Consider the following 25,227-nt stretch of genomic DNA (forward strand, 5'->3'; position numbering starts at 1 on the left):
TACCCTCACTGCTTATGTCTGGACCTAGAGACGCACGGGAGCCCGGCGAGCCGGCCGGCGAGGCCGCTCCCCTCAAGCTCCCCGCCTTCGGGCTGGAGGCCCCCTGGTGGGCCGCGGAGTCCGCGGACACCGCTCCGTCGGCCGAGCAGGCGCCCGCGATGCCGGAGATGCTCTCGGCGCCCGTGGTCGAGGACGCCCGGGACGAGGCCGGCGTCTCCGCCCCCCAGGTCCCCGCCGCTCCCCCGGCCGCCTCGGCACCGCCCGGGACCCTCGTCGCCGGGGCGGGCGTCCCGCGCGTCGACTCCCGCGGCGCCGTCCCCGCCGAGCCGATCGTCAAGCCGCCGATCTCCCCCGACGAGACCGACCCCGAAGGCTTCCCGCCCGTCCCGCCCGTCCAGGGCGGGTTCCGGGACGCGCGGCCGCGAGGCGGGGGCGCGGGGGCCGTCACACCAGAGACCGAGGCCACCGTGGACCACCCCGCCGTGACCGACAGCGCGACGGGCACCCCCGCGTCGCTTTCGGCGTTCGAGAAAGCCAAGGAGGCCGAGGACGCCGCCTCGCTCGCGCCCGTTCTCGTCCCGGACGCCATCCTGCCGCCCGGCGTCGTCCCGCCCACCGGAAGCGGCCCGTTCCCGCACGCCGACCCGGCCGCGGTGGGCGCGGCGGGCGCCGACCAGGCCCCGGGGAGCACACCGCTCTTCCACACCGACGGCACCGCCCCGGCGGACGCCCCGCCGCCCGGACACCCGCCGCAGGGCATGCCCGTCACCGGCCGGAGCGCCGGCAAGGGGCGCCCGGTGCTGATCGGCGGCGTCGCCGCGGTCATCCTCGCCGCGGTCGGCGCCCTCTTCCTCATCGGCGGAACGGACTCGGACGGCGACCAGGACAAGGGCGGCAAGACCCCGGAGGCCCCCGCCGCGGCGCGGACCACTCCCGCGGTCACCCCGTCCGCCACGGCCACCGTCCCCGTGGACATCACCAACGAGAAGACCGACACCGCCGACCTGACGTTCCGCGACGTCTTCCCGACCGAGACCATCCGCTTCGGCGACCGGACCTACCTCCGGGACCGCTGGTCGCTCAACCGGGACGTCACCTACGCCGCCCGCGGCTCCATGCTCGCCGCCCTGCGCAGGGACCAGTGCCGCAAGATAGTCCGCGCCACCTACATCGACCCGCAGACCAAGCTCGCCGTCACCTCCGGCATCGCGGTGATGCCGACGAAGGCGGCCGCGATCGCCGTGAGCAAGGCCGGCGACCCCGCCCGCTACGAGTGGTTCCGCGGCATGGCGGGCAAGCGGTCCCCCGACATCGACCAGGCCGGCGGGTACGCGGCGGCGACCGTCCGCGGCCGCTACGTCGCCTACGCCTACGTCCAGTGGGCGAACGGGAAGAAGGCCAAGCCCGGCGACCCGACGATCAAGAAGGCGGCGCAGCTGTTCCTCGACTACGACCTGCGCCCGATCGTGGCGCGGTCCCGGGGCTGAGGCGCGGAGCCCCGCCCCGGGGACCGCGGGGTCAGGCGCCCGGCCGGGGCGCCGCGCCGCCGGGCGGGGCGGGCTGGTCGGCGGCCGCCGCGGCCGTCGCGTTCAGCGTCCGGACGCGGCGGGTCTCCTGGGCGCGCCTGGCCAGGCTCTCGGCCTCCGGGTAGCGGATCTCCTCCAGCGACAGGCCGTGCGCGGGCGCCACGTTCACGCCGGAGTCCCGGACGCGAGCCGCGAGCACCTGCGCGGGCCACTCGACCTCGCGGCGCCCGTCCCCCACCATTAGCAGCGCGCCGACGAGCGCGCGGACCATCGAGTGGCAGAACGCGTCGGCCTCCACGGTGGCGAGCGCGAGATGCGGGTCGCGGTCGTCGCGCGCCCACTCGTAGCGCAGCAGCTCGCGGATCGTCGTCGCGCCCTCCCGCCTGCGGCAGTACGCGGCGAAGTCGTTCTCGCCGACCAGCCTGCGCGCGGCCTCGTTCATGAGGCCGAGGTTCAGTGGACGCGGATGCCACAGCACGTCGTGGCGGCGCAGCGGCTCCACCCCGAAGGGGTTGTCGCACACCCGGTACACGTAGCGGCGCGACAGCGCGGAGAACCGCGCGTCGAACCCCTCCGGGGCGATCGACACGCGCCACACCCGCACGTCCGGGGGCAGCAGCCCGGCGAGACGGCGCGGCATCGTCCCGTTGATCGCCGAGTAGGCGGCGACGGGGACGACGAGGTGGGCGACCTGCCCGCGGGCGTGGACGCCGGCGTCGGTGCGGCCGGCGACGGTGAGCATGGGAGGCGGGTCCAGGCGCAGCATCCGGGCCAGGGCGTCCTCGATGACGCCCTGGACGGTCCGCTGGTTCGGCTGCCTCGCCCAGCCCGCGAAGTCCGACCCGTCGTAGGAGATGTCGAGCCGGAGTCGTACCAGTGCGGTCATGTCAGCCGAGTCGTCCTTCTGCAACGTCCGTCCATCCCTCCGGGCACCACCCCGCGTTCGTCGGGCACTCCCCTGACGCGCTCCCCGGTGAACCCTCGCCCTCCTGCCATGACCATGCGATCAAGTCTGGCAAAGTTCAGGCCCGCCGTCCCGATGGAAACGGCGGGCCCTCACGAATGTCGAGCAAACGCTCGCCCAGTTCAAGCGGCGGATTACTCCTTCTCGCCCTTGTCCTTGGCTTCCGCGTCTCCGGCGGCCTCGTCCTTGGCGTCGACGGCGGCCGTGTCGTCGGCCTCGGTCCCGGCCTCGGTCGCGGTCTCGTCCGTCTCGGCCTCGGTCTCCTCGGCCTTCGGCGCCGGGGCGGCCACGCCGCCGGACGCCGCCAGCTGCTCCTGCACCAGCTCGATCACGGCCATCGGGGCGTTGTCGCCCTTGCGCGGCCCGATCTTGGTGATGCGGGTGTAGCCGCCGGGACGGTTCTCGAAGCGCGGCGCGATCTCGGTGAAGAGCTCGTGCAGGACGCCCTTGTCGCGGATCGTCTTGGCGACCAGGCGGCGGTTGTGCAGGTCGCCCTTCTTCGCCTTGGTGATCAGCTTCTCCGCCAGCGGACGCACCCGCCGGGCCTTGGCCTCGGTGGTGGTGATGCGGCCGTGCTCGAACAGCGCCGTGGCCAGGTTGGCCAGGATCAGGCGCTGGTGCGCCGCGCTGCCGCCGAGGCGGGCGCCCTTGGTGGGCTGGGGCATGTCGTTTCCTTCCTGCACCGGCCGTGTCAGGTACCGGTGTCAGCTGGTTCCGGCCGGCCGGGGACCGCGGGCCCCCGGCCGCCGGACTCGGGTTCCTAGTACTGCTCGGTCTCGGCGTAGCCCTGGTCGTCGTCGCCGTAGTTGTCGGCCGCCGCGCTCGGGTCGAACCCGGGCGGGGAGTCCTTCAGCGACAGGCCCATGTCGTTGAGCTTCTGCTTGACCTCTTCGATCGACTTGGCGCCGAAGTTGCGGATGTCGAGCAGGTCCTGCTCGCTGCGGGCGACGAGCTCGCCCACCGAGTGGATGCCCTCGCGCTTCAGGCAGTTGTAGGAGCGGACCGTGAGGTTCAGCTCCTCGATCGGCAGGGCCAGGTCCGCGGCGAGCGCGGCGTCCGTCGGGGACGGGCCCATGTCGATGCCCTCGGCCTCGACGTTGAGCTCCCGGGCCAGCCCGAACAGCTCGACGAGGGTCTTGCCGGCGGAGGCGACCGCGTCGCGCGGCAGCATCGCCTGCTTGGTCTCCACGTCCAGGATGAGGCGGTCGAAGTCGGTGCGCTGCTCGACTCGGGTGGCCTCGACCTTGTAGGTGACCTTGAGCACGGGCGAGTAGATGGAGTCGATCGGGATCCGGCCGATCTCCTGGCCCGGCTGCTTGTTCTGCGCGGCCGAGACGTAGCCGCGGCCGCGCTCGACCGTCAGCTCCATCTCCAGCTTGGCCTTGTTGTTCAGCGTGGCGATGTGCAGGTCCGGGTTGTGGACCTCCACGCCCGCCGGCGGCGCGATGTCGGCCGCGGTCACCTCGCCCGGGCCCTGCTTGCGCAGGTACATGACGACGGGCTCGTCGTGCTCCGAGGAGACGACGAGCTCCTTGAGGTTCAGGATGATGTCGGTGACGTCCTCCTTCACCCCGGGCACGGTCGAGAACTCGTGCAGGACGCCCTCGATCCGGATGCTGGTGACGGCCGCACCGGGAATGGAGGAGAGCAGGGTACGGCGAAGCGAGTTGCCGATCGTGTAGCCGAAGCCCGGCTCCAGCGGCTCGATGGTGAACCGCGACCGGTACTCGTCGACCTGCTCTTCGGTGAGAGTCGGACGCTGAGCGATGAGCATGGTGGTGCCTTCTTTCCGCGGTGCCCGCTATTTGACTACCGCGTTCTGGATTCTTCCCCGATCCGCCGGGACCCCAACAGGGGCCCCGGCGGGCGTTGAGCCCCTACTTGGAGTAGAGCTCGACGATCAGCTGCTCCTGGACGGGAGCGTCGATCTGCTGCCGGACGGGCAGCGAGTGCACGAGGATCCGCATCTTCTCGCCGTCGACCCCGAGCCACGCCGGAACCTGGCGGTCGCCGACCTCGGCCTTGGCGACCTGGAACGGCGTCATCTCCAGCGACTTGGGCTTCACGTCGACGATGTCGGCCTCGCCGACCAGGGCCGACGGGATGTTGACCTTCTTGCCGTTGACCCGGATGTGGCCGTGCCGGATGAGCTGGCGGGCCATGTCGCGGGACTTGGCGAAGCCTGCCCGGTAGACGACGTTGTCGAGCCGGCGCTCCAGCAGCATGAGCAGGTTGTCACCCGTCTTGCCCTGCTGGCGGGTCGCCTCGACGTAGTAGTTGTGGAACTGCCGCTCCAGCACGCCGTAGATGCGCCGCGCCTTCTGCTTCTCGCGGAGCTGGAGCAGGTACTCGGTCTCCTTCGGCCGACCGCGACCGTGCTCACCCGGCGGGTAGGGACGGATCTCGATCGGGCACTTCGGGCCCTCGCACTTGCTGCCCTTGAGGAACAGCTTCATCTTCTCGCGGCGGCAGAGCTTGCAGTCCGCACCGGTGTAACGAGCCATTGTTCTAGATCTCCCCTGCTCAGACCCGGCGACGCTTCGGCGGGCGGCAGCCGTTGTGCGGAACGGGCGTGACGTCCTGGATCGAGCCCACCTCGAGGCCGGTGGCCTGCAGCGACCGGATGGCGGTCTCGCGGCCCGAGCCCGGGCCCTTCACGAAGACGTCGACCTTGCGCATGCCGTGCTCCATCGCGCGCCGGGCGGCGGCCTCGGCGGCCTGCTGCGCGGCGAACGGGGTGGACTTGCGCGAGCCCTTGAACCCGACGTGGCCCGAGGAGGCCCAGGAGATCACGTTGCCGTTGGGGTCGGTGATCGAAACGATCGTGTTGTTGAACGTGCTCTTGATGTGGGCGTGCCCGTGAGCGACGTTCTTCTTTTCCTTGCGGCGCACCTTCTTGGCGCCGACACGGCTCTTAGGAGGCATGTGCTCTCTCTACTCTTGAGGTCATCGATCCGGAGGACCGACTCCGGACTACTTCTTGCCGGCCTTCTTCTTGCCGGCCACGGTCTTCTTCTTGCCCTTGCGGGTGCGCGCGTTGGTCTGCGTGCGCTGACCGTGCACCGGAAGCCCGCGACGGTGCCGGATGCCCTGGTAGCACCCGATCTCGATCTTGCGGCGGATGTCCGCCTGGACCTCGCGGCGAAGATCACCCTCGATCTTGTAGTTCGCCTCGATCCAGTCGCGGAGCTTGACCAGCTCGTCATCGCCGAGCTGGTGCACGCGCAGGTCGCCGCTGATGCCGGTACCCGAGAGGGTCTCCAGCGCCCGCGTCCGGCCGATGCCGAAGATGTAGGTGAGAGCGACCTCGAGGCGCTTGTCGCGCGGGAGGTCGACGCCGAGGAGGCGTGCCATAGTGGGCAGTTCCCTTCATTCGTCCGGAGGTATGGACGCACCGCCTCCGCGTACACCCTGCCCGGGTGGCGGCCCCGGCCTCCGGAGGTCCGGGGGTGCCCCTCCACACGACACTGCCGTACGGCCGGATCCCGGAGTTCCCGGACCCGGCGCGTACGGCCGTGTGAAGGCTGCGGTGCGCTTGCTGGGTTGTGAGCGTCAGCCCTGACGCTGCTTGTGGCGCGGGTCGGAGCAGATGACCATGACCCGGCCGTGCCGGCGGATGACGCGGCACTTGTTGCAGATCTTCTTGACGCTCGGCTTGACCTTCACTGGGTCTCCTAGAGATAAGGGTCACCCCCGCGCCGCCACGCACGGGGAAGGCAACCCCAGTGGGATTTACTTGTAGCGGTAGACGATCCGACCGCGCGTGAGGTCGTAGGGGCTCAGCTCCACAACAACGCGGTCGTCCGGCAGGATTCGGATGTAGTGCATCCGCATCTTGCCGCTGATGTGGGCGAGCACCTTGTGCCCGTTGTCGAGCTCCACCTTGAACATGGCGTTCGGCAGCGACTCGATGACGGTGCCCTCGATCTCGATGGCCCCTTCTTTCTTGGGCATGTCCTCCGCGCTTCGCTGATCGGCTCATTGGACGCGGCCCGGCTCTCCAGAGGAGAATCGGCCGCGACCCGCACCGCGGCGCTGATGCGCCGGGAAGGGGAATCGAGCGGCCATCGACGGACCGACAAGGGAGTCTACGTCAACCGGCCGTCCAATGCGAAATCGACGCATGATACGTGTCCGGAGACTGCTCCCGAGTCAAGCATACATCGCCTGCGCGTTGTACCTTTCCAGGAGAGCGACGTACGAGGAGGGTCAGCATGCCGAGCTATGACTTCGCGCTGATCCTCAGCCGTCCCCTCTACGAGGACGAGCTCGACCCGCTGTTCGACCGCACCCACGGCGCGGTCACCGTGTCGATCATCAGCGAGCCGCAGCACGCCGACCGTCCTCCAGCCCCCGCCCACCGCCATCCGGACGACGAGCTCCGCTCCGCGGACCGCCGCGGAAACGCCTCGTGCACCTGGCCCGGCGCCACCCTCGCCGCAGCGATCATGGAGGTGGTCGGGCACGTCGAGGAGAGCGCGCCCGGCCTGCACGTCCTGCAGGTGGAGGCCGACCCGCTGCTGACCATCCGCGACATCGCCGAGCGGGTCGGCCGGTCCCTGGACTCGGTCCGGCACGCGATCACGGGGGCGCGCGGCGCCACCGGGTTCCCCTCCTCGGAGATGTCCACCGCCGGTCACCGGCTGTGGCGGTGGTCCAAGGTCGCCGCCTGGTACGGGCTGGACGACCCCCAGCTCATCGAGGCCAAGCCGACCGTCCAGGCCATCAACGGCTGGCTCGCCCTGCGCGACGTCGTCCCCGACATCGCCCCCGCCCCGGAGGACGTCACCTCGGCCCTGTCCCTGGTCATCCCCCACGTCGCCTGAGCGCACGCCGCCCGGCCCATGTCGCCCGAGCGCGCCGCCCGAGAGCGCGCCCCCGAGCACAGGCGGACGTCATTCCGGGCGCGCCCGGACTCCGCCCCGGGGGGCGAGTCGACAGTCCCGGCATCCGGACGCGAAGATCGTCCCGGCGCCCGCCGCCCAGGGCTGCCCGGACGCGGGGTTCCGTGATGTGCTGGGGGCGACGGGGAGGGGATCGATGGCGATCATCGCGCAGCTGAGCGACATCCATCTGGCGGCCGGACGCGGCGGCGGGATGGACGACGACTCGGGGCCGGTCCGCGCGCTGCGGGCCGCCGTGTCGAGCCTGCTGTCGCTTCCCGCGCGGCCCGACGCCGTCGTCCTCACCGGGGATCTCGCCGACCGCGGCCTGCCCTCCGAGTACGCCCGGCTGCACGCGCTGCTGTCACCGCTGCCGATGGCCGTCCACCCGATGTGCGGCAACCACGACGACCGCGACGAGATGCGCCGGATATTCGCCGACCACCCCGCGGTCGCGGCGACGGGCACCGGGCCCGGGGCACCCGTCCAGTACGCCGTCGACGTGGCCGGCGTGCGCCTGGTCTGCTGCGACACCACCGTCGACGGCCACCCCCACGGGCACATGAGCGAGGAGAGGCTCGCCTGGCTGGAGGAGACGCTGAGCGCCGCGCCCGGCGTCCCGACCGTCATCGCCACCCACCACCCGCCGTACCCGATCGGCATGCGGTTCATCGACGACCTGAGGTTCGTCGACCCCGCCGGGTTCGCGTCCGTGATCTCCCGGCACCCGCAGGTCGTGCGGGTGATCTCCGGGCACGCGCACCGGGCGACGGTCGGATCGCTGGCGGGACGGGTCTGCACCACCTGCCCGAGCACCTACCGGCAGCTGTTCCTCGACCTCACCCAGCGGGGCCGCGCCGCCGTCACCGGGGAGCCCGCCGGGTTCGCCCTGCACCTCGTCGGCGAGGACGGCACCGCCACCACCCACTTCGCCCCGACCGGGAACTACCGGCCCCTGATGGACGTGGAGTGACCCCGCGGGGCCACGCGTCGGCCCCTGCCGGCCCGGGCGTCAGCGGTCGCCCTGGCGCCCGCCGAAGATCGTGCGCGCCAGCAGGACGGCGCCCCACGGGCCCGCCACCCAGACCCACCACGGGTAGACCGCGCCCGACGTCACCAGGATGATCAGCCACACCGTCAGGTTGATCGCGCTGACCGTCGCCCAGGCGCCCCACATCGCCAGCATCCGCTGCGGTTCGACGTCGCCGGACGGCCGCCGTGCCGGCGACGCGGTGCCCTTGCTCTGCGCAGCGGGGACCGGGAGCTGGTAGAGGTCCTCCTCCGGCAGGTCGGACGTGACCTCCTGGAGCTGCCCGAGCGTCTTGGCGCCGTAGACCGCGTCCAGCCGCTCCTGCAGCTCGTCCATCGTGATCCGGCCCTCCGCGCAGTGCTCGCGCAGGCTCGCCGCCACACGGTCGCGGTCGGCGTCCGACGCCCGGATCTCAGGGTTCGGCGCCATCGCTCCTCCGCTCCTCAGGACCTGTCCTCACTATCCATTCTGCGGCGCGGATGCGAGGTTCGCGAACCGGTCCCGTCCCTCGTCGAGCGCCGTCAGGACGCGGGGGCCGTCCGCGGTGACCGCGAACGTGTGCTCGAAGTGCGCCGAGGAGCGCCCGTCGGTCGTCACGACCGTCCAGCCGTCGTCGAGCTCGGCGGTCTCCTTCGTGCCGAGGTTCACCATCGGCTCCACCGCGAAGCACATGCCCGGCTCCAGGACGGGCCCGTGCCCGGGCGCCCCGTGGTTGGGGATCAGCGGGTCCATGTGCATCTCGGTCCCGATGCCGTGCCCGCCGTAGCCCTCGACGATGCCGTAGGGCCCCTGAGAGCGGATGTGGGACTCGATCGCATGGGAGATGTCCGTGAGGCGGGCACCGGCGCGCCCGGCCGCGAGGCCGCGCCACAGGGACTCCTCCGCCACCTCCAGCAGCCGCCGCTCCTCGTCGGTGATCTCCCCCACCGGGACCGTGATCGCCGCGTCGCCGTGCCAGCCCTCCACGATCGCGCCGCAGTCGATGGACAGCACGTCGCCCTCGCGCAGGATCTTGTCCGCCCGCGGGATGCCGTGCACGATCTCCTCGTTGACCGACGCGCAGATCGTCCCGGTGAAGCCGTGGTAGCCCTTGAACGACGGAATCCCGCCGTTGTCGCGGATGTGCCGCTCGGCGAGCGTGTCCAGGTCCAGGGTGCTCATGCCGGGCCTCACGGCCTCGCGCAGCAGTTCCAGCGTCCGGCCGACGAGCAGCCCCGCCGCGCGCATCAACTCGACCTGCTCCGCGGTCTTCATCTGGATCGTGAGCCTGCGCCGTTTGAACATCTCTCCCCTTGCACCGGTCCTCGCGCCGAAACGACCGCGCGGACGCGGGATCACCCGCGTCCGCGCCTCCCGCCTCAGGGCGGGCCGTCACATCTCCAGTGGACCCGCCGCTCCGGCGGACCCGTCACCTCTCCGGCGGGCGCGTCACTTCTCCAGTGGGCGCAGCGCGGTGAGGGCGCGCTTGGTGACCTCTTCGACCGGCCCCGTCGCGTCGATGCCGACGAGGATGTTCTCGTCGGCGTAGAACTGCACCAGCGGCGCCGTGTCGTGCCGGTACACCTCCAGGCGGTGCATGACGACCTCTTCCTTGTCGTCGTCCCGCTGGAACAGGCGACCGCCGCAGTCGTCGCAGATGTCGTCCTGCTTGTCGTCGAAGTCGACGTGCCAGATCCGGCCGCACTTGTCGCAGGTGCGCCGGCCCGACAGCCGCCGGACGACCTCGTCCTCGTCGACGACGAGTTCCAGCACGATGTCGAGGCGGGTGTCCCACTCGGCGAGGATCTTCTTCAGCGTCTCGGCCTGCGGGACGTTGCGCGGAAACCCGTCCAGCAGGAAGCCGTCGCGGGCGTCGTCCTCGCCGAGCCGGTCGCGGACCATCGCGATCGTGACCTCGTCGGGGACGAGGTCGCCCCGGTCCATGTACTGCTTGGCCTGCCGGCCGAGCGGCGTCCCGCCGCTGACGTTCGCGCGGAAGATGTCACCTGTCGAGATCTTCGGGACCGACAGGTGAGATGCGATGAACTGGGCCTGCGTCCCCTTGCCCGCACCCGGGGGGCCCACCAGGACGATACGCACTACCGGAGGAAGCCCTCGTAGTTGCGCTGCTGGAGCTGACTCTCGATCTGCTTCACGGTATCCAGTCCGACGCCGACGACGATGAGGATGCTCGTGCCGCCGAACGGGAAGTCCGAGCTCGCCTTCATGAGTGCGAAGGCCACCATCGGGATGAGGGACACGAGCCCCAGGTAGAGCGCACCGGGTGTGGTGATCCGGGTCAGCACGAAGTCGAGGTACTCGGCGGTCGGCCGACCAGGACGGATACCTGGGATGAATCCACCATACTTCTTCATGTTGTCGGCGACTTCAGTGGGGTTGAAGGTGATCGCCACATAGAAGTACGTGAAGAAGATGATGAAGACGAAGAAGATCCCCATGTGCCAGGCGTTGTCCTGCTGGAGATAGGGCTGCACCTTTTGCAGCCACTTGGTCTCGGGCCACAACTGGGTGGCCAGAACCGGCAGGTAGAGCAGCGAGGACGCGAAGATGATCGGGATGATGCCGGCCTGGTTGACCTTCAGCGGAATGTAGGTCGACGTGCCGCCGTACATGCGGCGCCCGACCATCCGCTTGGCGTACTGGACGGGGATGCGCCGCTGCGCCTGCTCGACGAACACCACCCCGGCCATGATCGCCAGACCCACCAGGACCACGACCGCGAAGACGAACCCGTTCTTGGTCTTGTAGATGCTCCAGAACTGGGCGGGGAAGACCGCCACCACCTGGGTGAAGATCAGGATGGACATGCCGTTGCCGACGCCGCGGTCGGTGACGAGCTCGCCCAGCCACATGATGACGGTCGTGCCCGCCACCATAATGATCACCATCGTGATGATCGGGAAGATACCCTTGTCGTACAGGATGTCGCCGCTACCGGAGATGCCCTGGAACAACTGACCCGTGCTCGCCATCGCGACGATGCCGGTCGCCTGCAGGATCGCCAGCCCGACCGTCAGGTACCGGGTGTACTGGGTGATCTTCGTCGTACCGGCCTGGCCCTCCTTCTTCAGGGCCTCCAGTCGAGGGATCACCACCGTCAGCAGCTGCAAGATGATGCTGGCCGTGATGTACGGCATGATGCCGAGCGCGAAGACCGACAGCTTCAGCAGCGCGCCGCCGCTGAACAGGTCGACCAGCCCGTAGAGCTGGTTGCTGCCCTTGGCCGCGTCCGCGGTCTCCTTCAGCACCTTCACGTTCACGTTGGGCGTCGGCAGGATCGAGCCGATCCTGAACACCACGATCATGAACAACGTGAAAAAGATTTTCTTACGCAGGTCAGGCGTACGGAAAGCCCGAGCGAACGCGGTCAGCACCATTCCTCCTGCGCGACTGGCGGGTTCATGGCCGCCGAGGGGGCGGTTTCAGATCCATGAGTTCGGGCGGAGAATACCCGGTGTGACGGCAGAGTGCGCAATCTCACGCGGAGTACCTTCGCTCGTGTGACTCTAACAGCAGATGACACCGGGGCCGCCCCGCCGGACCCGGTGGCCTCACGGCCCCGGGCCTCATGCGGGCACGGCCCCGGCATCAAGGTGTCCTTCTTACAGCTCGTCGGCGGATCCGCCGGCCGCGGCGATCTTCTCCTTCGCGGCGCCGGAGAAGGCGTGCGCCTTCACCTGGACCGCGACGGAGATGTCGCCCGTACCGAGGATCTTGACCGGACGGCCGCGGCGCACCGCGCCCTTGGCCGCCAGGTCCTCAGCCGTGACCTCGCCGCCCTCGGGGTAGAGCGCGGAGAGCTTGTCCAGGTTCACGACCTGGAACTCGACCCGGTTCGGGTTCTTGAAGCCCTTGAGCTTCGGAACCCGGCGGATCAGGGGCATCTGGCCGCCCTCGAAACCGACGGGGACGGTGCTGCGGGCCTTGGTGCCCTTGGTGCCGCGACCGGCGGTCTTGCCCTTGGACGCCTCGCCGCGGCCCTTGCGGGTCTTGGCCTTGTTGGCGCCGGGGGCCGGACGCAGGTCGTGCACCTTCAGCGGGGCGCCCTCGGTCTCCGCGGAGGAGTCCTTACCGAGATCAGCCGCCATGTCAGTCGACCTCCTCGACGGCGACCAGGTGCGCCACCGTCCGGATCATGCCGAGCACCTCGGGGCGGTCCTCGCGGACCACGCTCTGCCCGATCTTCTTCAGGCCCAGGGTGCGCAGCGTGTCACGCTGGTTCTGCTTCTCGCTGATCACGGACTTGGTCTGCGTGATCTTCAGGTTGCTCACGACGACGCGACCTCCGCCCTCGGCTCGCTGCCCGCGGCACGCGCGCGCAGCATGGCCGCCGGGGCGACGTCCTCGATCGGCAGGCCGCGCTTGGCCGCGATCTCCTCGGGACGCTTCAGCGACTTCAGACCCGCGATCGTGGCGTGCACGATGTTGATCGCGTTGTCGCTGCCCAGCGACTTGCTCAGCACGTCGTGGATGCCGGCGCACTCCAGGACCGCGCGCACCGGGCCGCCGGCGATGACGCCGGTACCGGGGCTGGCCGGACGGAGCAGGACTTCGCCCGCCGCGTCGCGCGCCTGCACCAGGTGCGGGATGGTGCCCTGGATCCGCGGCACCTTGAAGAAGTGCTTCTTGGCCTCCTCGACGCCCTTGGCGATCGCCGCGGGCACCTCCTTGGCCTTGCCGTAGCCGACGCCGACGGTGCCGTTGCCGTCACCGACGATCACCAGGGCGGTGAAGCTGAAGCGACGCCCGCCCTTGACGACCTTGGCGACACGGTTGATCGCCACGACCTTCTCGATGTACGACTGGCCCTTGTCGGCGCCACCGCGGCGGTCGTCGCGGCGGTCGCGACGGTCGCCACCCTGACCGCCACCACGCCTCTGCGCTGCCATCAGTGGTTCCTCTCGTTCACCTTGTAAAGGGCCATCAGAGCTCCAGGCCCCCCTCACGCGCACCGTCCGCGACAGCGGCGATGCGACCGTGGTACTTGTTGCCGCCGCGGTCGAACACGACCGCGTGGACGCCGGCCTGCTTGGCCCGCTCGGCGACGAGCTCGCCGACCTTGCGGGACTTGGCCGTCTTGTCGCCGGAGTCGGCGCGCAGGTCCGCCTCCATCGTCGACGCGCTGGCCAGCGTGTGGCCCTTGTCGTCGTCGATGACCTGGACGAACACGTGACGGCTGGAGCGGGTCACGACCAGGCGCGGCCGCGCGGCGGTGCCCACGACCTTCTTGCGGACCCGCAGGTGCCGGCGCTTGCGAGCAAGCTGGCGACCGCTCGTGGCCTTGCCGGCCAGGGTCTTGGTGCCTGCCATGACTACTTACCAGCCTTTCCGACCTTGCGGCGGATCTGCTCGCCCTCGTAGCGCACGCCCTTGCCCTTGTACGGGTCGGGCTTGCGCAGCTTGCGGATGCGGGCGGCGATCTCACCGACGAGCTGCTTGTCGATGCCCTCGACGACGAGCTGCGTCGGCTTCTCCACCGTGAAGGTGATGCCCTCCGGCGCCTCGAACGGGATCGGGTGGCTGTAGCCGAGCGAGAACTCCACGTTCTTGCCCTTGGCCACCACCCGGTAGCCGACGCCCTGGATGACCAGGGTCTTCTTGTAGCCGTCGGTGACACCGACGACCATGTTGTTGATCAGCGTCCGGGTGAGCCCGTGCAGGCCGCGCACCTTGTTGACGTCGTTGGGCCGGGAGACGACGAGCTGGCCGTCCTCCTGCTTGACCTCGATGGGGTCGGCGACGATGTGCGAGAGCGTGCCCTTCGGGCCCTTGACGGTGACCTCGCGGCCTTCGAGCTTGACCTCGACACCGCTCGGCACGCTGATGGGGAGACGTCCGATACGAGACATTAGAAGTGCCCTCCCCTCACCAGACGTAGGCGAGGACTTCCCCGCCCACTCCGCGCTTGCCGGCCTGACGGTCCGTCATCAGGCCCGAGGACGTCGAGATGATCGCGACGCCCAGCCCGCCCAGGACCTTCGGCAGGTTGTCCTTCTTCGCGTACACACGCAGACCCGGCTTCGAGACGCGCTTGATGCCGGCGATCGAACGCTCGCGGGTCGGGCCGAACTTCAGCTCGATCAGGAGCTTCTTGCCGACCTCGGCGTCCTCCACGGTCCAGCCCGAGATGTAGCCCTCCTGCTGGAGGATCTCGGCGATGTGCGCCTTGATCTTCGAGTACGGCATTGCCACCGAGTCGTGGTATGCCGAATTCGCGTTGCGCAGACGCGTCAGCATGTCTGCGATCGGGTCGGTCATCGTCATGGCCTACTGGCCCTCCCTCGCCACGGTTTCCTCGGGTTGATGCGGCCCGTGGACCTTTGGCGCGGTCGTGGGCGCCCTCTCAGGCGCCCGGTTGGTCATTACAGGCCGGCTCCCGCCGCCCCCGGAGCCGCGCTCCGGGGACGCGGTCACCAGCTGGACTTCGTGATGCCAGGCAGCTCGCCGCGGTGGGCCATCTCCCGGAAGCACACGCGGCACAGGCCGAACTTCCGGTAGACGGAGCGCGGACGCCCGCAGCGCGAGCACCGAGTGTACGCGCGCACGCCGAACTTCGGCTTCCGCGCCGCCTTGGCGATCAGCGACTTCTTCGCCATGCTCAGCTCTCCTTGAAGGGGAAGCCCAGGAGCTTGAGCAGCGCCCGGCCCTCGTCGTCGGTCTTCGCGGACGTCACGACCGTGATGTCCATGCCCCGCGAGCGGTCGATCTTGTCGGGGTCGACCTCGTGGAACATGACCTGCTCGGTCAGCCCGAAGGTGTAGTTGCCGTTGCCGTCGAACTGCTTCGGCGACAGCCCGCGGAAGTCGCGGATACGGGGCAGCGCCGTGGCGAGCAGGCGGTCCAGGAACTCCCACATCCGGTCGCCGCGCAGCGTGGCGTGCGCGCCGATCGGCATGCCCTCGCGCAGCTTGAACTGCGCGATGGACTTGCGGGCCCGGTTCACCGCGGGCTTCTGCCCGGTGATCGCCGCCAGGTCGCGGATGGCGCCCTCGATCAGCTTGGCGTCCTTGGCCGCGTCACCGACCCCCATGTTGACCACGATCTTGGTCAGCGAGGGGATCTGCATGACGTTGGCGTAGCCGAACTGCTCGCGCATCTGGCCCGCGATCTCCTCGCGGTAGCGCAGCTTCAGCCTCGGCGTCGGCACGGGACGCTCGGTAACGGTCTCGGTCATCGGTCTCAGATCTCCTTACCGCTACGGCGCGAGATCCGAACCTTCGTGCCGTCGTCGTTGGTGCGGTAACCGACCCGGGCCGGCTTGCCGTCCTCGACGATCGCGACGTTGCTGACGTGCAGCGGCGCCTCGACCGTGACGCGACCGCTCTCCTTGCCGGCACGCTGCTGGTCGGCCTTGATGTTCTTGGTGATGAGGTTGACGCCCTCGACGACGACCCGCTCCTCGCGGGGGATGACGCGCAGGACCTTGCCCGTCGCGCCCTTGTCCTTGCCGGCGATGACGATGACCTCGTCGCCCTTACGGATCTTCATCAGAGCACCTCCGGCGCGAGCGAGATGATGCGCATGAACTTCTTCTCGCGCAGTTCGCGGCCCACCGGGCCGAAGATACGGGTGCCGCGGGGGTCGCCGCCGTCCTTGATGAGGACGGCGGCGTTCTCGTCGAAGCGGATGTAGGAGCCGTCCGGGCGCCGGCGCTCCTTGCGGGTGCGCACGACGACCGCCTTGACGACGTCACCCTTCTTCACGCCGGCACCGGGAAGGGCGTCCTTCACCGTCGCGACGATGATGTCGCCGACTCCCGCGTAGCGCCGACCCGAGCCGCCGAGAACGCGGATGCAAAGGATCTCCTTCGCACCCGTGTTGTCGGCGACCTTGAGTCGCGACTCCTGCTGGATCACGTCTAACTCCTGTTCGTCACACCGGTTCTCGGCGCCCCCTTCGCGGGCGCCGAGCCTGGTGGAACCAGACTGTGGTCAATAGCGGGACTGCGTCCCGCGGGCCCGAGGCCCTACTTGGCCTTCTCGAGGATCTCCACCACGCGCCACCGCTTGGTGGCCGACAGCGGGCGGGTCTCCATGAGACGGACGCGGTCGCCGACGCCGCACTCGTTGGCCTCGTCGTGCGCCTTGTAGTTCTTCGTGCGGCGGATCACCTTGTGGTACTTGGGGTGCTTCACGCGGTCCTCGACGGACACGACCACGGTCTTGTCCATCTTGTCGCTGACCACGAGACCCTCAAGGATCTTGCGGCTGCTCCGCTGCTCGGTCGTCTGCTCGGTCATTCGTTGCCCTCCGCGGCGTCCTCGACCGTCACGATGCCGAGCTCGCGCTCACGCATCACGGTGTAGATGCGGGCGATCTCGCGCTTGACGGTGCGCAGCCGCCCGTGGCTCTCAAGCTGGCCGGTGGCGGCCTGGAAGCGGAGGTTGAACAGCTCCTCCTTGGCCTCCCTGAGCTTGGTGACCAGGACGTCCTCGGGCTCGGTCCGCAGGTCGTCGGCGGTAAGACCCTTGGCCATCAGGACTCACCCACCTCTCGCTTAACGATCTTGCAGGTCAATGAGCACAGCATGGGCAGCTTGTGAGGCTTGTACATCAGCTCTCACCGACTTCCCGCTTGACGATCTTGCACTTCATGGGCAGCTTGTGGATCGCGCGGGTGAGCGCCTCCCGAGCGACCTGCTCGTTCGGGTAGGAGATCTCGAACAGCACGCGGCCCGGCTTGACGTTCGCCACCCACCACTCCACGGAGCCCTTGCCGGAGCCCATGCGGGTCTCGGCGGGCTTCTTGGTCAGCGGACGGTCCGGGAAGATGTTGATCCAGACCTTGCCGCCGCGCTTGATGTGGCGGGTCATGGCGATACGCGCGGCCTCGATCTGCCGGTTGGTCACGTACGCGCTCTCGACGGCCTGGATGCCGTACTCGCCGAACGTCACCCTCGTGCCGCCCTTGGCCATGCCGCGGCGCTTCGGGTGGTGCTGCTTGCGGTGCTTGACCTTGCGAGGGATCAGCATCGGTTACTCAGCTCCCCTCACCCTGCGGAGCAGCCTCGGCGGTCGGCGCCGGCTGCTCGGAACCCTGCTGCTGCTTCTGCTCGCCGCCACGGCCGCCGCCGCCACCGGCACCGCCGCGGCCGCCACGACCGCCGCGGCCGCCACCGCCGCCGCCACCGCCGCGACGCTCACCGCGGCGCTCGCGGCCACCGCCGCCGCCCGCGGCGCGCTGCTGCGCGGCCTGCTGCTCGCGCTCGGCGCGCGTCTGCGCGGCCTCGCCCTTGTAGATCCACACCTTGACGCCGATGCGGCCGAACGTCGTCCGGGCCTCGTAGAACCCGTAGTCGATGTCGGCGCGCAGCGTGTGCAGCGGGACCTGGCCCTCGCGGTAGAACTCCGACCGCGACATCTCGGCGCCGCCGAGACGGCCGCCGCACTGGACCTTGATGCCCTTGGCGCCGGACTTCATCGCGGACTGGATCGCCTTGCGCATGGCGCGGCGGAACGCGACGCGGCTGGACAGCTGCTCGGCCACGCCCTGCGCGACGAGCTGCGCGTCGATCTCGGGGTTCTTGACCTCGAGGATGTTCAGCCGGACCTGCTTGCCGGTCAGCTTCTCCAGGTCGCCGCGCAGTCGCTCGGCCTCCGCGCCGCGACGGCCGATGACGATGCCCGGCCGGGCGGTGTGGATGTTGACCTCGACGCGGTCACGGGTCCGCTCGATCTCCACCTTGGAGATGCCCGCCCGGTCCATGCCCTTCTGCAGCATGCGCCGGATCTGGACGTCTTCCTTGACGTAGTCCTTGTAGAGCTTGTCGGCGAACCACACGGACTTGTGGTCGGTGGTGATGCCGAGCCGGAACCCGTGCGGGTTGATCTTCTGACCCACTACCGGGCCCTCCTCGTCTTCTTACCGCCGCCGGACGCGGCGACCGCGTCGTCTCGCGACTCCACGACCACGGTGATGTGGCTCGTGCGCTTGTTGATGCGGTAAGCCCGGCCCTGGGCGCGAGGGCGGAAACGCTTGAGCGTCGGCCCCTCGTCCACCCACGCGCGACTGACGACGAGCGTCCCCGAGTCGAGCTTGAAGTTGTGCTCGGCGTTGGCGATGGCACTCGCCAGCACCTTGCCCACCGGCTCACTCGCTGCCTGGGGGGCGAACCGCAGCACCGCCTGAGCCTCCGCGGCAGGCAGGCCGCGGATGAGGTCCACCACGCGGCGGGCCTTCCTGGGCGTGACGCGGATGAACCGCGCCTGGGCCCTGGCTTCCATCGCTGTTCCCTCTCTCCTACGTGCTAACTGCTCTGCCTGCTCAGCCTCGGCGGCTGCGGCGGTCTTCCTTGACGTGGCTGCGGAACGTGCGCGTCGGCGCGAACTCGCCGAGCTTGTGTCCCACCATCGAGTCGGTGATGAACACCGGGACGTGCTTGCGGCCGTCGTGCACGGCGATCGTGTGACCGATCATGTCCGGCACGATCATGGAGCGCCGCGACCACGTCTTGATGACGTTCTTGGTGCCCTTCTCGTTCTGCACGTCCACCTTCTTGATGAGGTGGTCGTCCACGAACGGGCCCTTCTTCAGGCTACGTGGCATGACGAGCGACTCCTACCGCTTCTTCTTGCTGCGACGACGGACGATCAGCCGGTCGCTCGACTTGTTCGCCTGGCGAGTGCGGCCTTCCTTCTTACCGGCCGGGTTCACCGGGTGCCGGCCACCGGAGGTCTTGCCCTCACCACCACCGTGCGGGTGGTCGATCGGGTTCATGGCCACGCCGCGGACGGTCGGGCGCTTGCCCTTCCACCGCATGCGGCCGGCCTTGCCCCAGTTGATGTTCGACTGCTCGGCGTTGCCGACCTCGCCGACCGTCGCGCGGCAGCGCACGTCCACCATCCGCATCTCGCCGGAGGGCATGCGCAGCGTGGCGTACTTGCCCTCCTTGGCCAGCAGCTGGACGCCGGCGCCCGCACTGCGGGCGATCTTGGCGCCGCCGCCGGGGCGGAGCTCGATGGCGTGCACGACCGTACCGGTCGGGATGTTGCGCAGCGGAAGGCAGTTGCCCGGCTTGATGTCCGCGCCCGGCCCGTTCTCCACGCGGTCGTTCTGCCGCAGGCCGCGCGGGGCGAGGATGTAGCGCTTCTCGCCGTCCGCGTAGTGCAGCAGCGCGATACGCGCGGTGCGGTTCGGGTCGTACTCGATGTGCGCGACCTTGGCCGGGACGCCGTCCTTGTCGTGCCGGCGGAAGTCGATCACGCGGTAGGCGCGCTTGTGCCCGCCGCCCTGGTGCCGGGTCGTGATGCGGCCGTGGTTGTTGCGGCCGCCCTTCTTGGGGAGCGGACGCAGCAGCGACTTCTCGGGCTCGCGGCGCGTGACCTCGACGAAGTCGGCCACGCTGGACCCGCGACGACCCGGAGTCGTCGGCTTGTAATTACGGATGCCCATCTTTTTCGTTCATCCCTTGTCAGTCTTCGGGACGACCTGGCCTGTCTAGGCCGGGCCGCCGAAGATGTCGATCCGCTCGCCCTCGGCCAGGCTGACGATGGCGCGCTTGGTGTCCTTGCGCTTGCCGTAGCCGAACCGGGTGCGCTTGCGCTTGCCCTGCCGGTTGATCGTGTTCACGCTCGTCACCTTGACGCCGAACACCGACTCGACCGCCTGCTTGATCTGGGTCTTGTTGGCGTCCGGGCGGACGACGAACGTGTACTTGTTCTCGTCCAGCAGCCCGTAGCTCTTCTCCGAGACGACCGGCGCGATGATGATGTCGCGGGGGTCAGCGATCTTGTTCATGTGCGACCCTCCTCACTTCTTCTTCGCGCGCGAGACGAACTCGTCGTACGCCGTCTTCGTGAAGACGACGTCGTCGTTCACCAGCACGTCGTACGTGTTGAGCTGGTCGGAGACGATCACGTGCACGCTCGGCTCGTTGCGCAGGCTCTTCCAGGTCACGTCGTCCTCGCGGTCCAGGACCAGCAGGACGCGCTTGGCGCCGGTGACGTCGCGCAGCGCCTTCAGCGCCGTCTTCGTCTTCGGGGTGTCGCCCTCGACGAGGTTGTCGACCACGTGCACCCGGCCGAACCGGGCGCGGTCGGACAGGGCGCCGCGCAGCGCGGCGGCCTTCATCTTCTTGGGCGTCCGCTGCGAGTAGTCCCGCGGCTGCGGGCCGTGCACGACGCCGCCGCCGGCGAACTGGGGCGCGCGGGTCGAGCCCTGGCGGGCGCGGCCGGTGCCCTTCTGCCGGTACGGCTTCTTGCCACCGCCGGAGACCTCGCCCCGGGTCTTGGTGGCGTGCGTGCCCTGGCGCGCCGCGGCCAGCTGCGCCACCACGACCTGGTGGATCAGCGGCACGCTGGTCTTCGCGTCGAAGACCTCGGCGGGCAGATCGATGTCGAGCTTCGAAGTCACTTGCCCGCTCCCTTCACTGCGTCGCGGACCAGCACCACGCCGCCGTTGGGACCGGGAACCGCGCCCTTGATGAGCAGCAGGTTCTTCTCCGCGTCGATGGCGTGGACGGTCAGGTTCTGCACGGTGGTACGGGCGTTGCCGTGCCGTCCCGCCATGCGGAGGCCCTTGAAGACGCGACCCGGGGTCGCGCAGCCGCCGATCGAACCCGGCGAGCGGTGCTTGCGCTGGGTGCCGTGCGAGGCGCCGAGGCCCTTGAAGCCGTGGCGCTTCATGACACCGGCGGTGCCCTTGCCCTTGCTCGTGCCGGTAACGTCGATCTTCTGGCCGGCCTCGAAGACGCTGGCGGTGATCTCCTGGCCGAGTTCGAACTCGGTGGTGTCGTCTGCCCGCAGTTCGACGAGGTAGCGGCGCGGCGTGACGCCGGCCTTCTCGAAGTGACCCGTGCTCGGCTTGTTCACCTTGCGCGGGTCGATCTGCCCGAACCCGATCTGGACGGCGGTGTAGCCGTCCTTCTCCTGGCTCTTGAGCTGGGTGACGACACACGGCCCGGCCTGGACGACGGTCACCGGAACGATCCGGCCCTCATCGTCGAAGACCTGGGTCATGCCGAGCTTCTCGCCCAGGACGCCCTTCCTCTGCGTACTCATCTCTCGGTGCGTCCCTTAGAGCTTGATCTCGATGTCAACGCCGGCCGGAAGGTCGAGTCGCATCAGCGAGTCGACCGTCTTGGGCGTCGGGTCGATGATGTCGATCAACCGCTTGTGCGTGCGCATCTCGAAGTGCTCGCGGCTGTCCTTGTACTTGTGCGGCGAGCGGATGACGCAGTACACGTTCTTCTCGGTCGGCAGCGGCACCGGGCCCGCGACCTTGGCGCCCGTCCGCGTCACCGTCTCAACGATCTTCTTCGCGGAGGTGTCGATGACCTCGTGGTCGTAGGCCTTGAGCCGGATGCGGATCTTCTGTCCCGCCATGGTGGCCTCGGTGTCCTTTGCTGTAGTGCCGCTGTTACTTCAGTGGTCGTGACGCGGCGGCCCGGTTCGGGTTGCCCGTCGACCGGGCCGCCGCGTGACGAGAGGTGCTACTTGATGACCTTGGTGACGCGACCGGCGCCGACCGTCCGGCCACCCTCGCGGATGGCGAACTTCAGGCCCTCCTCCATGGCGACGGGCTGGATCAGGTCGACGCGCATCTCGGTGTTGTCGCCCGGCATGACCATCTCGGTGCCCTCGGGGAGGTTCACCACGCCGGTGACGTCCGTGGTCCGGAAGTAGAACTGCGGGCGGTAGTTGTTGAAGAACGGCGTGTGCCGGCCGCCCTCGTCCTTGGACAGGATGTAGACCTGCGCCTCGAACTCGGTGTGCGGGGTGTTCGTGCCCGGCTTGATGACACACTGGCCGCGCTCGACGTCCTCGCGCTTGATGCCGCGCAGGAGCAGGCCGACGTTGTCGCCCGCCTGGCCCTGGTCGAGCAGCTTGCGGAACATCTCGACGCCGGTGACGGTGGTCGAGGTGGACTCCGGCTTGATGCCGATGATGTCGACGGTCTCGTTGACGTTGACGACACCGCGCTCGATGCGGCCGGTCACGACGGTGCCGCGGCCGGTGATCGAGAAGACGTCCTCGATCGGCATCAGGAACGGCTTCTCGGTGTCACGCACCGGCTCCGGCACGTTCTCGTCGACGGCGTCCATCAGCTCGCCGATCGACGCGGCCCACTTCTCGTCGCCCTGCAGCGCCTGGAAGGCGGAGACGCGCACGACCGGGACGTCGTCGCCCGGGAACTCGTACTCCGACAGCAGCTCGCGGACCTCGAGCTCGACGAGCTCCAGGATCTCCTCGTCGTCCACCATGTCGCACTTGTTCAGGGCGACGACGATGTAGGGGACGCCGACCTGGCGGGCCAGGAGCACGTGCTCCTTGGTCTGCGGCATCGGGCCGTCGGTGGCGGCGACCACCAGGATGGCGCCGTCCATCTGCGCCGCACCGGTGATCATGTTCTTGATGTAGTCCGCGTGCCCCGGGCAGTCCACGTGCGCGTAGTGCCGGGCCTCGGTCTGGTACTCGACGTGCGCGATCGAGATCGTGATGCCGCGCTCGCGCTCCTCCGGCGCCTTGTCGATGTCCTCGAACGGCGTGAAGGGGTTGAGGTCCGGGTACTTGTCGTGGAGCACCTTGGTGATCGCCGCGGTAAGGGTGGTCTTACCGTGGTCGATGTGTCCAATGGTGCCGATGTTCACGTGCGGCTTCGTCCGCTCGAACTTGGCCTTCGCCACTGGTTGCTCCTTGTTGCGATCCTCGGCCGCCTAGACGACCGCTTCGTTTACGTCCTGGTGATCTGTGGGCAGGCCCGGGTGCTTACTCGCCCCGCGCCTTGGCGATGATCTCCTGCGCGACGTTCCCCGGAACCTCGGCGTAGGAGTCGAACTGCATGGTGAAGACAGCCCGGCCCTGGGTCTTGCTGCGCAGATCACCCACGTAGCCGAACATCTCGGACAGAGGCACGAGCGCCTTGATGACGCGCATGCCATGCCGCTCGTCCATGGACTGGACCTGACCGCGACGGCTGTTGAGGTCGCCGATCACGTCGCCCATGTTGTCCTCGGGCGTGGTGACCTCGACGGACATCATCGGCTCCAGCAGCGTGGGGGACGCCTTGCGGGCGGCCTCCTTGAACGCCATGGAACCGGCGACCTTGAACGCCATCTCCGAGGAGTCGACCTCGTGGTAGGCGCCGTCCCGCAGGGTGACCTTGACGCCCACCATCGGGTAGCCGGCGAGGACCCCGAACTCAGCGGCCTCCTGGCAGCCCGTGTCGACCGACGGGATGTACTCCCGCGGGATGCGGCCACCGGTGACCTTGTTCTCGAACTCGTAGCCGTCGGACCCGCCGCCGAGCGGCTCCAGGTCGATGATCACGCGGCCGAACTGGCCCGAGCCACCCGTCTGCTTCTTGTGGGTGTACTCGACCTTCTCGACCTTGCGGGTGATCGTCTCGCGGTAGGCCACCTGCGGCTTGCCGACGTTGGCGTCGACCTTGAACTCCCGCTTCATCCGGTCGACGAGGATCTCCAGGTGGAGCTCGCCCATGCCCGAGATGACGGTCTGGCCGGTGTCCTCCTCGGTCCGGACCTGGAAGGAGGGGTCCTCCTCGGCCAGCCGCTGGATCGCGGTGCCCAGCTTCTGCTGGTCGGCCTTGGTCTTCGGCTCGATCGCGACGTGGATGACCGGCGCCGGGAAGTTCATCGACTCCAGCACGATCGGGTTCTTGTCGTCGGACAGCGTCTCACCGGTGGTGGTCTGCTTGAGACCCATCACCGCGACGATGTCGCCGGCGCCCGCGCGCTCGATCTCGGTGCGCTTGTTGGCGTGCATCCGGTAGATCTTGCCGATGCGCTCCTTGCGCTCCTTGACGGAGTTCATCACGCTCGCGCCGGACTCCAGGACACCGGAGTAGACGCGCACGAAGGTGAGCTTGCCCAGGTGCGGGTCGCTCGCGATCTTGAACGCGAGCGCGGAGAACGGCTCGTCCTCGCTCGGCTTGCGGATGAGGACCTTCTCCTCGTCGCGCACGGCGTGGCCTTCGATGGCCTCCACGTCCAGCGGCGAGGGCAGGTAGCGGACGATCGCGTCCAGCAGCGGCTGCACGCCCTTGTTCTTGAAGGCCGTGCCGCAGGTCACCGGGGTGAGCTTCGCGGCGATCGTCGCGCGCCGGATGCCGTCGTGCAGCTGCTCCACGGTGGGCTCGTTGCCCTCCAGGTACAGCTCCATGATCTCGTCGTCGTTCTCCGCGAGGGTCTCGACGAGCTTGTCGTGCCACTCGCGGGCCGTCTCGGCGTGCGACTCGGGGATGTCGACGGTGTCGTACATCTCGCCGAGCTTGGCCTCCTCGTTCCACACGAGGGCCTTCATCCGGACGAGGTCGACGACGCCCTTGAAGTCGGACTCGGCGCCGATCGGCAGCTGCAGCACCAGCGGCGTCGCGCTGAGCCGGTTCTCGATCATGTCGACGCAGCGGTGGAACTCCGCGCCGACCCGGTCGAGCTTGTTGACGAAGCACATGCGCGGCACGCCGTACCGGTCGGCCTGGCGCCACACCGTCTCGGACTGGGGCTCCACGCCGGCGACCCCGTCGAACACCGCCACCGCACCGTCGAGCACCCGCAGGTTGCGCTCCACCTCGATGGTGAAGTCGACGTGGCCGGGGGTGTCGATGATGTTGATCGTGTGCTTGACGTCGTCGACCGGCCATTCGCAGGTGGTGGCGGCGGAGGTGATGGTGATCCCCCGCTCCTGCTCCTGCTCCATCCAGTCCATGGTGGCGGCGCCGTCGTGCACCTCGCCGATCTTGTAGCTCATCCCCGTGTAGTACAGGATGCGCTCGGTCGTGGTGGTCTTGCCCGCGTCGATATGGGCCATGATCCCGATGTTGCGGACCTTGGCCAGGTCTACACCGGTTTTGGTAGCCACTGCCGTCC

At 69.0% G+C, this 25,227-nt stretch carries 38 protein-coding genes; 3 read left to right on the top strand and 35 right to left on the bottom strand.

What is annotated here, in order from left to right; all coding sequences use genetic code 11:
• Nucleotides 1–14: 14 nt before the first annotated feature.
• Nucleotides 15–1,487: a hypothetical protein gene (locus tag BKA00_RS23870; protein ID WP_185028449.1), complete on the top strand. Its 1,473-nt coding sequence runs from the start codon at nucleotides 15–17 to the stop codon at nucleotides 1,485–1,487.
• Between the two features lie 31 nt (nucleotides 1,488–1,518).
• Here BKA00_RS23870 and truA read toward each other — a convergent pair whose 3' ends face one another.
• The 8 genes from truA to infA all read right to left on the bottom strand — a co-directional run bounded on the left by truA (nucleotide 1,519) and on the right by infA (nucleotide 6,444).
• Nucleotides 1,519–2,412 (bottom strand): tRNA pseudouridine(38-40) synthase TruA, encoded by an 894-nt coding sequence (gene truA, locus BKA00_RS23875; RefSeq protein ID WP_185028451.1) that lies wholly within the window; start codon nucleotides 2,410–2,412, stop codon nucleotides 1,519–1,521.
• Between the two features lie 212 nt (nucleotides 2,413–2,624).
• Nucleotides 2,625–3,155: a 50S ribosomal protein L17 gene (rplQ, locus tag BKA00_RS23880; RefSeq protein WP_185028453.1), complete on the bottom strand. Its 531-nt coding sequence runs from the start codon at nucleotides 3,153–3,155 to the stop codon at nucleotides 2,625–2,627.
• Nucleotides 3,156–3,250: 95 nt separating this feature from the next.
• Nucleotides 3,251–4,264 carry a DNA-directed RNA polymerase subunit alpha gene (locus BKA00_RS23885; protein ID WP_067454600.1) on the bottom strand — a complete coding sequence of 338 codons (1,014 nt, stop codon included), beginning with the start codon at nucleotides 4,262–4,264 and terminating at the stop codon, nucleotides 3,251–3,253.
• A 103-nt stretch (nucleotides 4,265–4,367) separates the two neighbouring features.
• A complete protein-coding gene (gene rpsD, locus BKA00_RS23890) occupies nucleotides 4,368–4,994 on the bottom strand; it encodes a 30S ribosomal protein S4 (protein ID WP_185028455.1) in 627 nt (208 codons plus the stop codon).
• Nucleotides 4,995–5,013: 19 nt separating this feature from the next.
• Entirely contained in the window at nucleotides 5,014–5,415 is a 402-nt protein-coding gene (rpsK, locus tag BKA00_RS23895) for a 30S ribosomal protein S11 (RefSeq protein ID WP_021596710.1), read from the bottom strand.
• Between the two features lie 48 nt (nucleotides 5,416–5,463).
• A complete protein-coding gene (gene rpsM / locus BKA00_RS23900) occupies nucleotides 5,464–5,844 on the bottom strand; it encodes a 30S ribosomal protein S13 (protein WP_141580668.1) in 381 nt (126 codons plus the stop codon).
• A 198-nt stretch (nucleotides 5,845–6,042) separates the two neighbouring features.
• Nucleotides 6,043–6,156, bottom strand: coding sequence for a 50S ribosomal protein L36 (gene rpmJ, locus BKA00_RS23905; RefSeq protein WP_021596712.1), 114 nt, complete (start codon nucleotides 6,154–6,156; stop codon nucleotides 6,043–6,045).
• A gap of 66 nt (nucleotides 6,157–6,222) precedes the next feature.
• On the bottom strand, nucleotides 6,223–6,444 hold the full coding sequence (gene infA, locus BKA00_RS23910) for a translation initiation factor IF-1 (protein WP_034519601.1): 222 nt from the start codon (nucleotides 6,442–6,444) through the stop codon (nucleotides 6,223–6,225).
• Between the two features lie 260 nt (nucleotides 6,445–6,704).
• Here infA and BKA00_RS23915 point away from each other — a divergent pair, with 260 nt between their 5' ends.
• Nucleotides 6,705–7,316 carry a hypothetical protein gene (locus tag BKA00_RS23915; protein WP_185028457.1) on the top strand — a complete coding sequence of 204 codons (612 nt, stop codon included), beginning with the start codon at nucleotides 6,705–6,707 and terminating at the stop codon, nucleotides 7,314–7,316.
• Between the two features lie 214 nt (nucleotides 7,317–7,530).
• Complete coding sequence (locus tag BKA00_RS23920; RefSeq protein ID WP_185028459.1) at nucleotides 7,531–8,346, top strand: phosphodiesterase; 816 nt, start codon at nucleotides 7,531–7,533, stop codon at nucleotides 8,344–8,346.
• A 39-nt stretch (nucleotides 8,347–8,385) separates the two neighbouring features.
• Here BKA00_RS23920 and BKA00_RS23925 read toward each other — a convergent pair whose 3' ends face one another.
• From BKA00_RS23925 to fusA, 27 genes are all read right to left on the bottom strand, one after another.
• Nucleotides 8,386–8,832 (bottom strand): DUF1707 SHOCT-like domain-containing protein, encoded by a 447-nt coding sequence (locus BKA00_RS23925; RefSeq protein ID WP_185028462.1) that lies wholly within the window; start codon nucleotides 8,830–8,832, stop codon nucleotides 8,386–8,388.
• A gap of 30 nt (nucleotides 8,833–8,862) precedes the next feature.
• The gene (map, locus tag BKA00_RS23930; protein WP_185028464.1) at nucleotides 8,863–9,687 is read right to left on the bottom strand and encodes a type I methionyl aminopeptidase; all 825 of its coding nucleotides are present in this window, start codon (nucleotides 9,685–9,687) and stop codon (nucleotides 8,863–8,865) included.
• A gap of 144 nt (nucleotides 9,688–9,831) precedes the next feature.
• A complete protein-coding gene (locus tag BKA00_RS23935; RefSeq protein WP_185028466.1) occupies nucleotides 9,832–10,482 on the bottom strand; it encodes an adenylate kinase in 651 nt (216 codons plus the stop codon).
• Nucleotides 10,482–11,777, bottom strand: a complete 1,296-nt coding sequence (gene secY / locus BKA00_RS23940; protein ID WP_185034711.1) for a preprotein translocase subunit SecY — start codon at nucleotides 11,775–11,777, stop codon at nucleotides 10,482–10,484. The genes BKA00_RS23935 and secY overlap by 1 nt, the downstream gene beginning before the upstream one ends.
• A 228-nt stretch (nucleotides 11,778–12,005) precedes the next feature.
• Nucleotides 12,006–12,491 (bottom strand): 50S ribosomal protein L15, encoded by a 486-nt coding sequence (gene rplO / locus BKA00_RS23945; RefSeq protein WP_185028468.1) that lies wholly within the window; start codon nucleotides 12,489–12,491, stop codon nucleotides 12,006–12,008.
• 1 nt (nucleotide 12,492) lies between these two features.
• The gene (gene rpmD, locus BKA00_RS23950; RefSeq protein WP_179837680.1) at nucleotides 12,493–12,675 is read right to left on the bottom strand and encodes a 50S ribosomal protein L30; all 183 of its coding nucleotides are present in this window, start codon (nucleotides 12,673–12,675) and stop codon (nucleotides 12,493–12,495) included.
• Entirely contained in the window at nucleotides 12,672–13,292 is a 621-nt protein-coding gene (gene rpsE / locus BKA00_RS23955; RefSeq protein ID WP_372505490.1) for a 30S ribosomal protein S5, read from the bottom strand. Before rpsE ends, rpmD begins: the two co-directional genes overlap by 4 nt.
• A 34-nt stretch (nucleotides 13,293–13,326) precedes the next feature.
• On the bottom strand, nucleotides 13,327–13,713 hold the full coding sequence (gene rplR / locus BKA00_RS23960) for a 50S ribosomal protein L18 (RefSeq protein WP_173394929.1): 387 nt from the start codon (nucleotides 13,711–13,713) through the stop codon (nucleotides 13,327–13,329).
• A gap of 2 nt (nucleotides 13,714–13,715) precedes the next feature.
• Nucleotides 13,716–14,252 carry a 50S ribosomal protein L6 gene (rplF, locus tag BKA00_RS23965; protein WP_185028470.1) on the bottom strand — a complete coding sequence of 179 codons (537 nt, stop codon included), beginning with the start codon at nucleotides 14,250–14,252 and terminating at the stop codon, nucleotides 13,716–13,718.
• A gap of 16 nt (nucleotides 14,253–14,268) precedes the next feature.
• Nucleotides 14,269–14,667 carry a 30S ribosomal protein S8 gene (rpsH, locus tag BKA00_RS23970; protein ID WP_089314938.1) on the bottom strand — a complete coding sequence of 133 codons (399 nt, stop codon included), beginning with the start codon at nucleotides 14,665–14,667 and terminating at the stop codon, nucleotides 14,269–14,271.
• Between the two features lie 146 nt (nucleotides 14,668–14,813).
• Entirely contained in the window at nucleotides 14,814–14,999 is a 186-nt protein-coding gene (locus BKA00_RS23975) for a type Z 30S ribosomal protein S14 (protein ID WP_018657585.1), read from the bottom strand.
• A 2-nt stretch (nucleotides 15,000–15,001) separates the two neighbouring features.
• The gene (rplE, locus tag BKA00_RS23980) at nucleotides 15,002–15,577 is read right to left on the bottom strand and encodes a 50S ribosomal protein L5 (protein WP_185028472.1); all 576 of its coding nucleotides are present in this window, start codon (nucleotides 15,575–15,577) and stop codon (nucleotides 15,002–15,004) included.
• A 5-nt stretch (nucleotides 15,578–15,582) separates the two neighbouring features.
• A complete protein-coding gene (gene rplX, locus BKA00_RS23985) occupies nucleotides 15,583–15,891 on the bottom strand; it encodes a 50S ribosomal protein L24 (RefSeq protein WP_141580642.1) in 309 nt (102 codons plus the stop codon).
• Entirely contained in the window at nucleotides 15,891–16,259 is a 369-nt protein-coding gene (rplN, locus tag BKA00_RS23990; protein ID WP_021596728.1) for a 50S ribosomal protein L14, read from the bottom strand. The genes rplX and rplN overlap by 1 nt, the downstream gene beginning before the upstream one ends.
• A 110-nt stretch (nucleotides 16,260–16,369) precedes the next feature.
• Nucleotides 16,370–16,642, bottom strand: coding sequence for a 30S ribosomal protein S17 (gene rpsQ, locus BKA00_RS23995; RefSeq protein ID WP_179845947.1), 273 nt, complete (start codon nucleotides 16,640–16,642; stop codon nucleotides 16,370–16,372).
• Nucleotides 16,639–16,878, bottom strand: coding sequence for a 50S ribosomal protein L29 (gene rpmC, locus BKA00_RS24000; protein WP_185028474.1), 240 nt, complete (start codon nucleotides 16,876–16,878; stop codon nucleotides 16,639–16,641). The genes rpsQ and rpmC overlap by 4 nt, the downstream gene beginning before the upstream one ends.
• 76 nt (nucleotides 16,879–16,954) lie before the next feature.
• Nucleotides 16,955–17,374 (bottom strand): 50S ribosomal protein L16, encoded by a 420-nt coding sequence (gene rplP, locus BKA00_RS24005; protein WP_089314943.1) that lies wholly within the window; start codon nucleotides 17,372–17,374, stop codon nucleotides 16,955–16,957.
• Between the two features lie 7 nt (nucleotides 17,375–17,381).
• A complete protein-coding gene (gene rpsC / locus BKA00_RS24010; RefSeq protein ID WP_185028476.1) occupies nucleotides 17,382–18,242 on the bottom strand; it encodes a 30S ribosomal protein S3 in 861 nt (286 codons plus the stop codon).
• Nucleotides 18,242–18,625, bottom strand: coding sequence for a 50S ribosomal protein L22 (rplV, locus tag BKA00_RS24015; protein ID WP_179845945.1), 384 nt, complete (start codon nucleotides 18,623–18,625; stop codon nucleotides 18,242–18,244). The genes rpsC and rplV overlap by 1 nt, the downstream gene beginning before the upstream one ends.
• A gap of 40 nt (nucleotides 18,626–18,665) precedes the next feature.
• Nucleotides 18,666–18,947 carry a 30S ribosomal protein S19 gene (gene rpsS, locus BKA00_RS24020; protein WP_089314946.1) on the bottom strand — a complete coding sequence of 94 codons (282 nt, stop codon included), beginning with the start codon at nucleotides 18,945–18,947 and terminating at the stop codon, nucleotides 18,666–18,668.
• Between the two features lie 12 nt (nucleotides 18,948–18,959).
• Nucleotides 18,960–19,793, bottom strand: a complete 834-nt coding sequence (gene rplB, locus BKA00_RS24025) for a 50S ribosomal protein L2 (protein WP_141580631.1) — start codon at nucleotides 19,791–19,793, stop codon at nucleotides 18,960–18,962.
• 45 nt (nucleotides 19,794–19,838) lie between these two features.
• Nucleotides 19,839–20,138, bottom strand: a complete 300-nt coding sequence (gene rplW, locus BKA00_RS24030) for a 50S ribosomal protein L23 (protein ID WP_173394922.1) — start codon at nucleotides 20,136–20,138, stop codon at nucleotides 19,839–19,841.
• A 12-nt stretch (nucleotides 20,139–20,150) separates the two neighbouring features.
• The gene (rplD, locus tag BKA00_RS24035; protein WP_185028478.1) at nucleotides 20,151–20,753 is read right to left on the bottom strand and encodes a 50S ribosomal protein L4; all 603 of its coding nucleotides are present in this window, start codon (nucleotides 20,751–20,753) and stop codon (nucleotides 20,151–20,153) included.
• On the bottom strand, nucleotides 20,750–21,400 hold the full coding sequence (gene rplC / locus BKA00_RS24040; RefSeq protein WP_179845942.1) for a 50S ribosomal protein L3: 651 nt from the start codon (nucleotides 21,398–21,400) through the stop codon (nucleotides 20,750–20,752). Before rplC ends, rplD begins: the two co-directional genes overlap by 4 nt.
• A gap of 15 nt (nucleotides 21,401–21,415) precedes the next feature.
• Nucleotides 21,416–21,724, bottom strand: coding sequence for a 30S ribosomal protein S10 (rpsJ, locus tag BKA00_RS24045; protein ID WP_018657599.1), 309 nt, complete (start codon nucleotides 21,722–21,724; stop codon nucleotides 21,416–21,418).
• Between the two features lie 107 nt (nucleotides 21,725–21,831).
• The gene (tuf, locus tag BKA00_RS24050; RefSeq protein ID WP_185028480.1) at nucleotides 21,832–23,025 is read right to left on the bottom strand and encodes an elongation factor Tu; all 1,194 of its coding nucleotides are present in this window, start codon (nucleotides 23,023–23,025) and stop codon (nucleotides 21,832–21,834) included.
• A gap of 82 nt (nucleotides 23,026–23,107) precedes the next feature.
• Entirely contained in the window at nucleotides 23,108–25,219 is a 2,112-nt protein-coding gene (gene fusA / locus BKA00_RS24055) for an elongation factor G (RefSeq protein ID WP_185028482.1), read from the bottom strand.
• Between the last annotated feature and the right edge of the window lie 8 nt (nucleotides 25,220–25,227).

Origin of the sequence: Actinomadura coerulea (assembly GCF_014208105.1) — a bacterium.
In the GTDB taxonomy this organism is placed as follows: domain Bacteria; phylum Actinomycetota; class Actinomycetes; order Streptosporangiales; family Streptosporangiaceae; genus Spirillospora; species Spirillospora coerulea.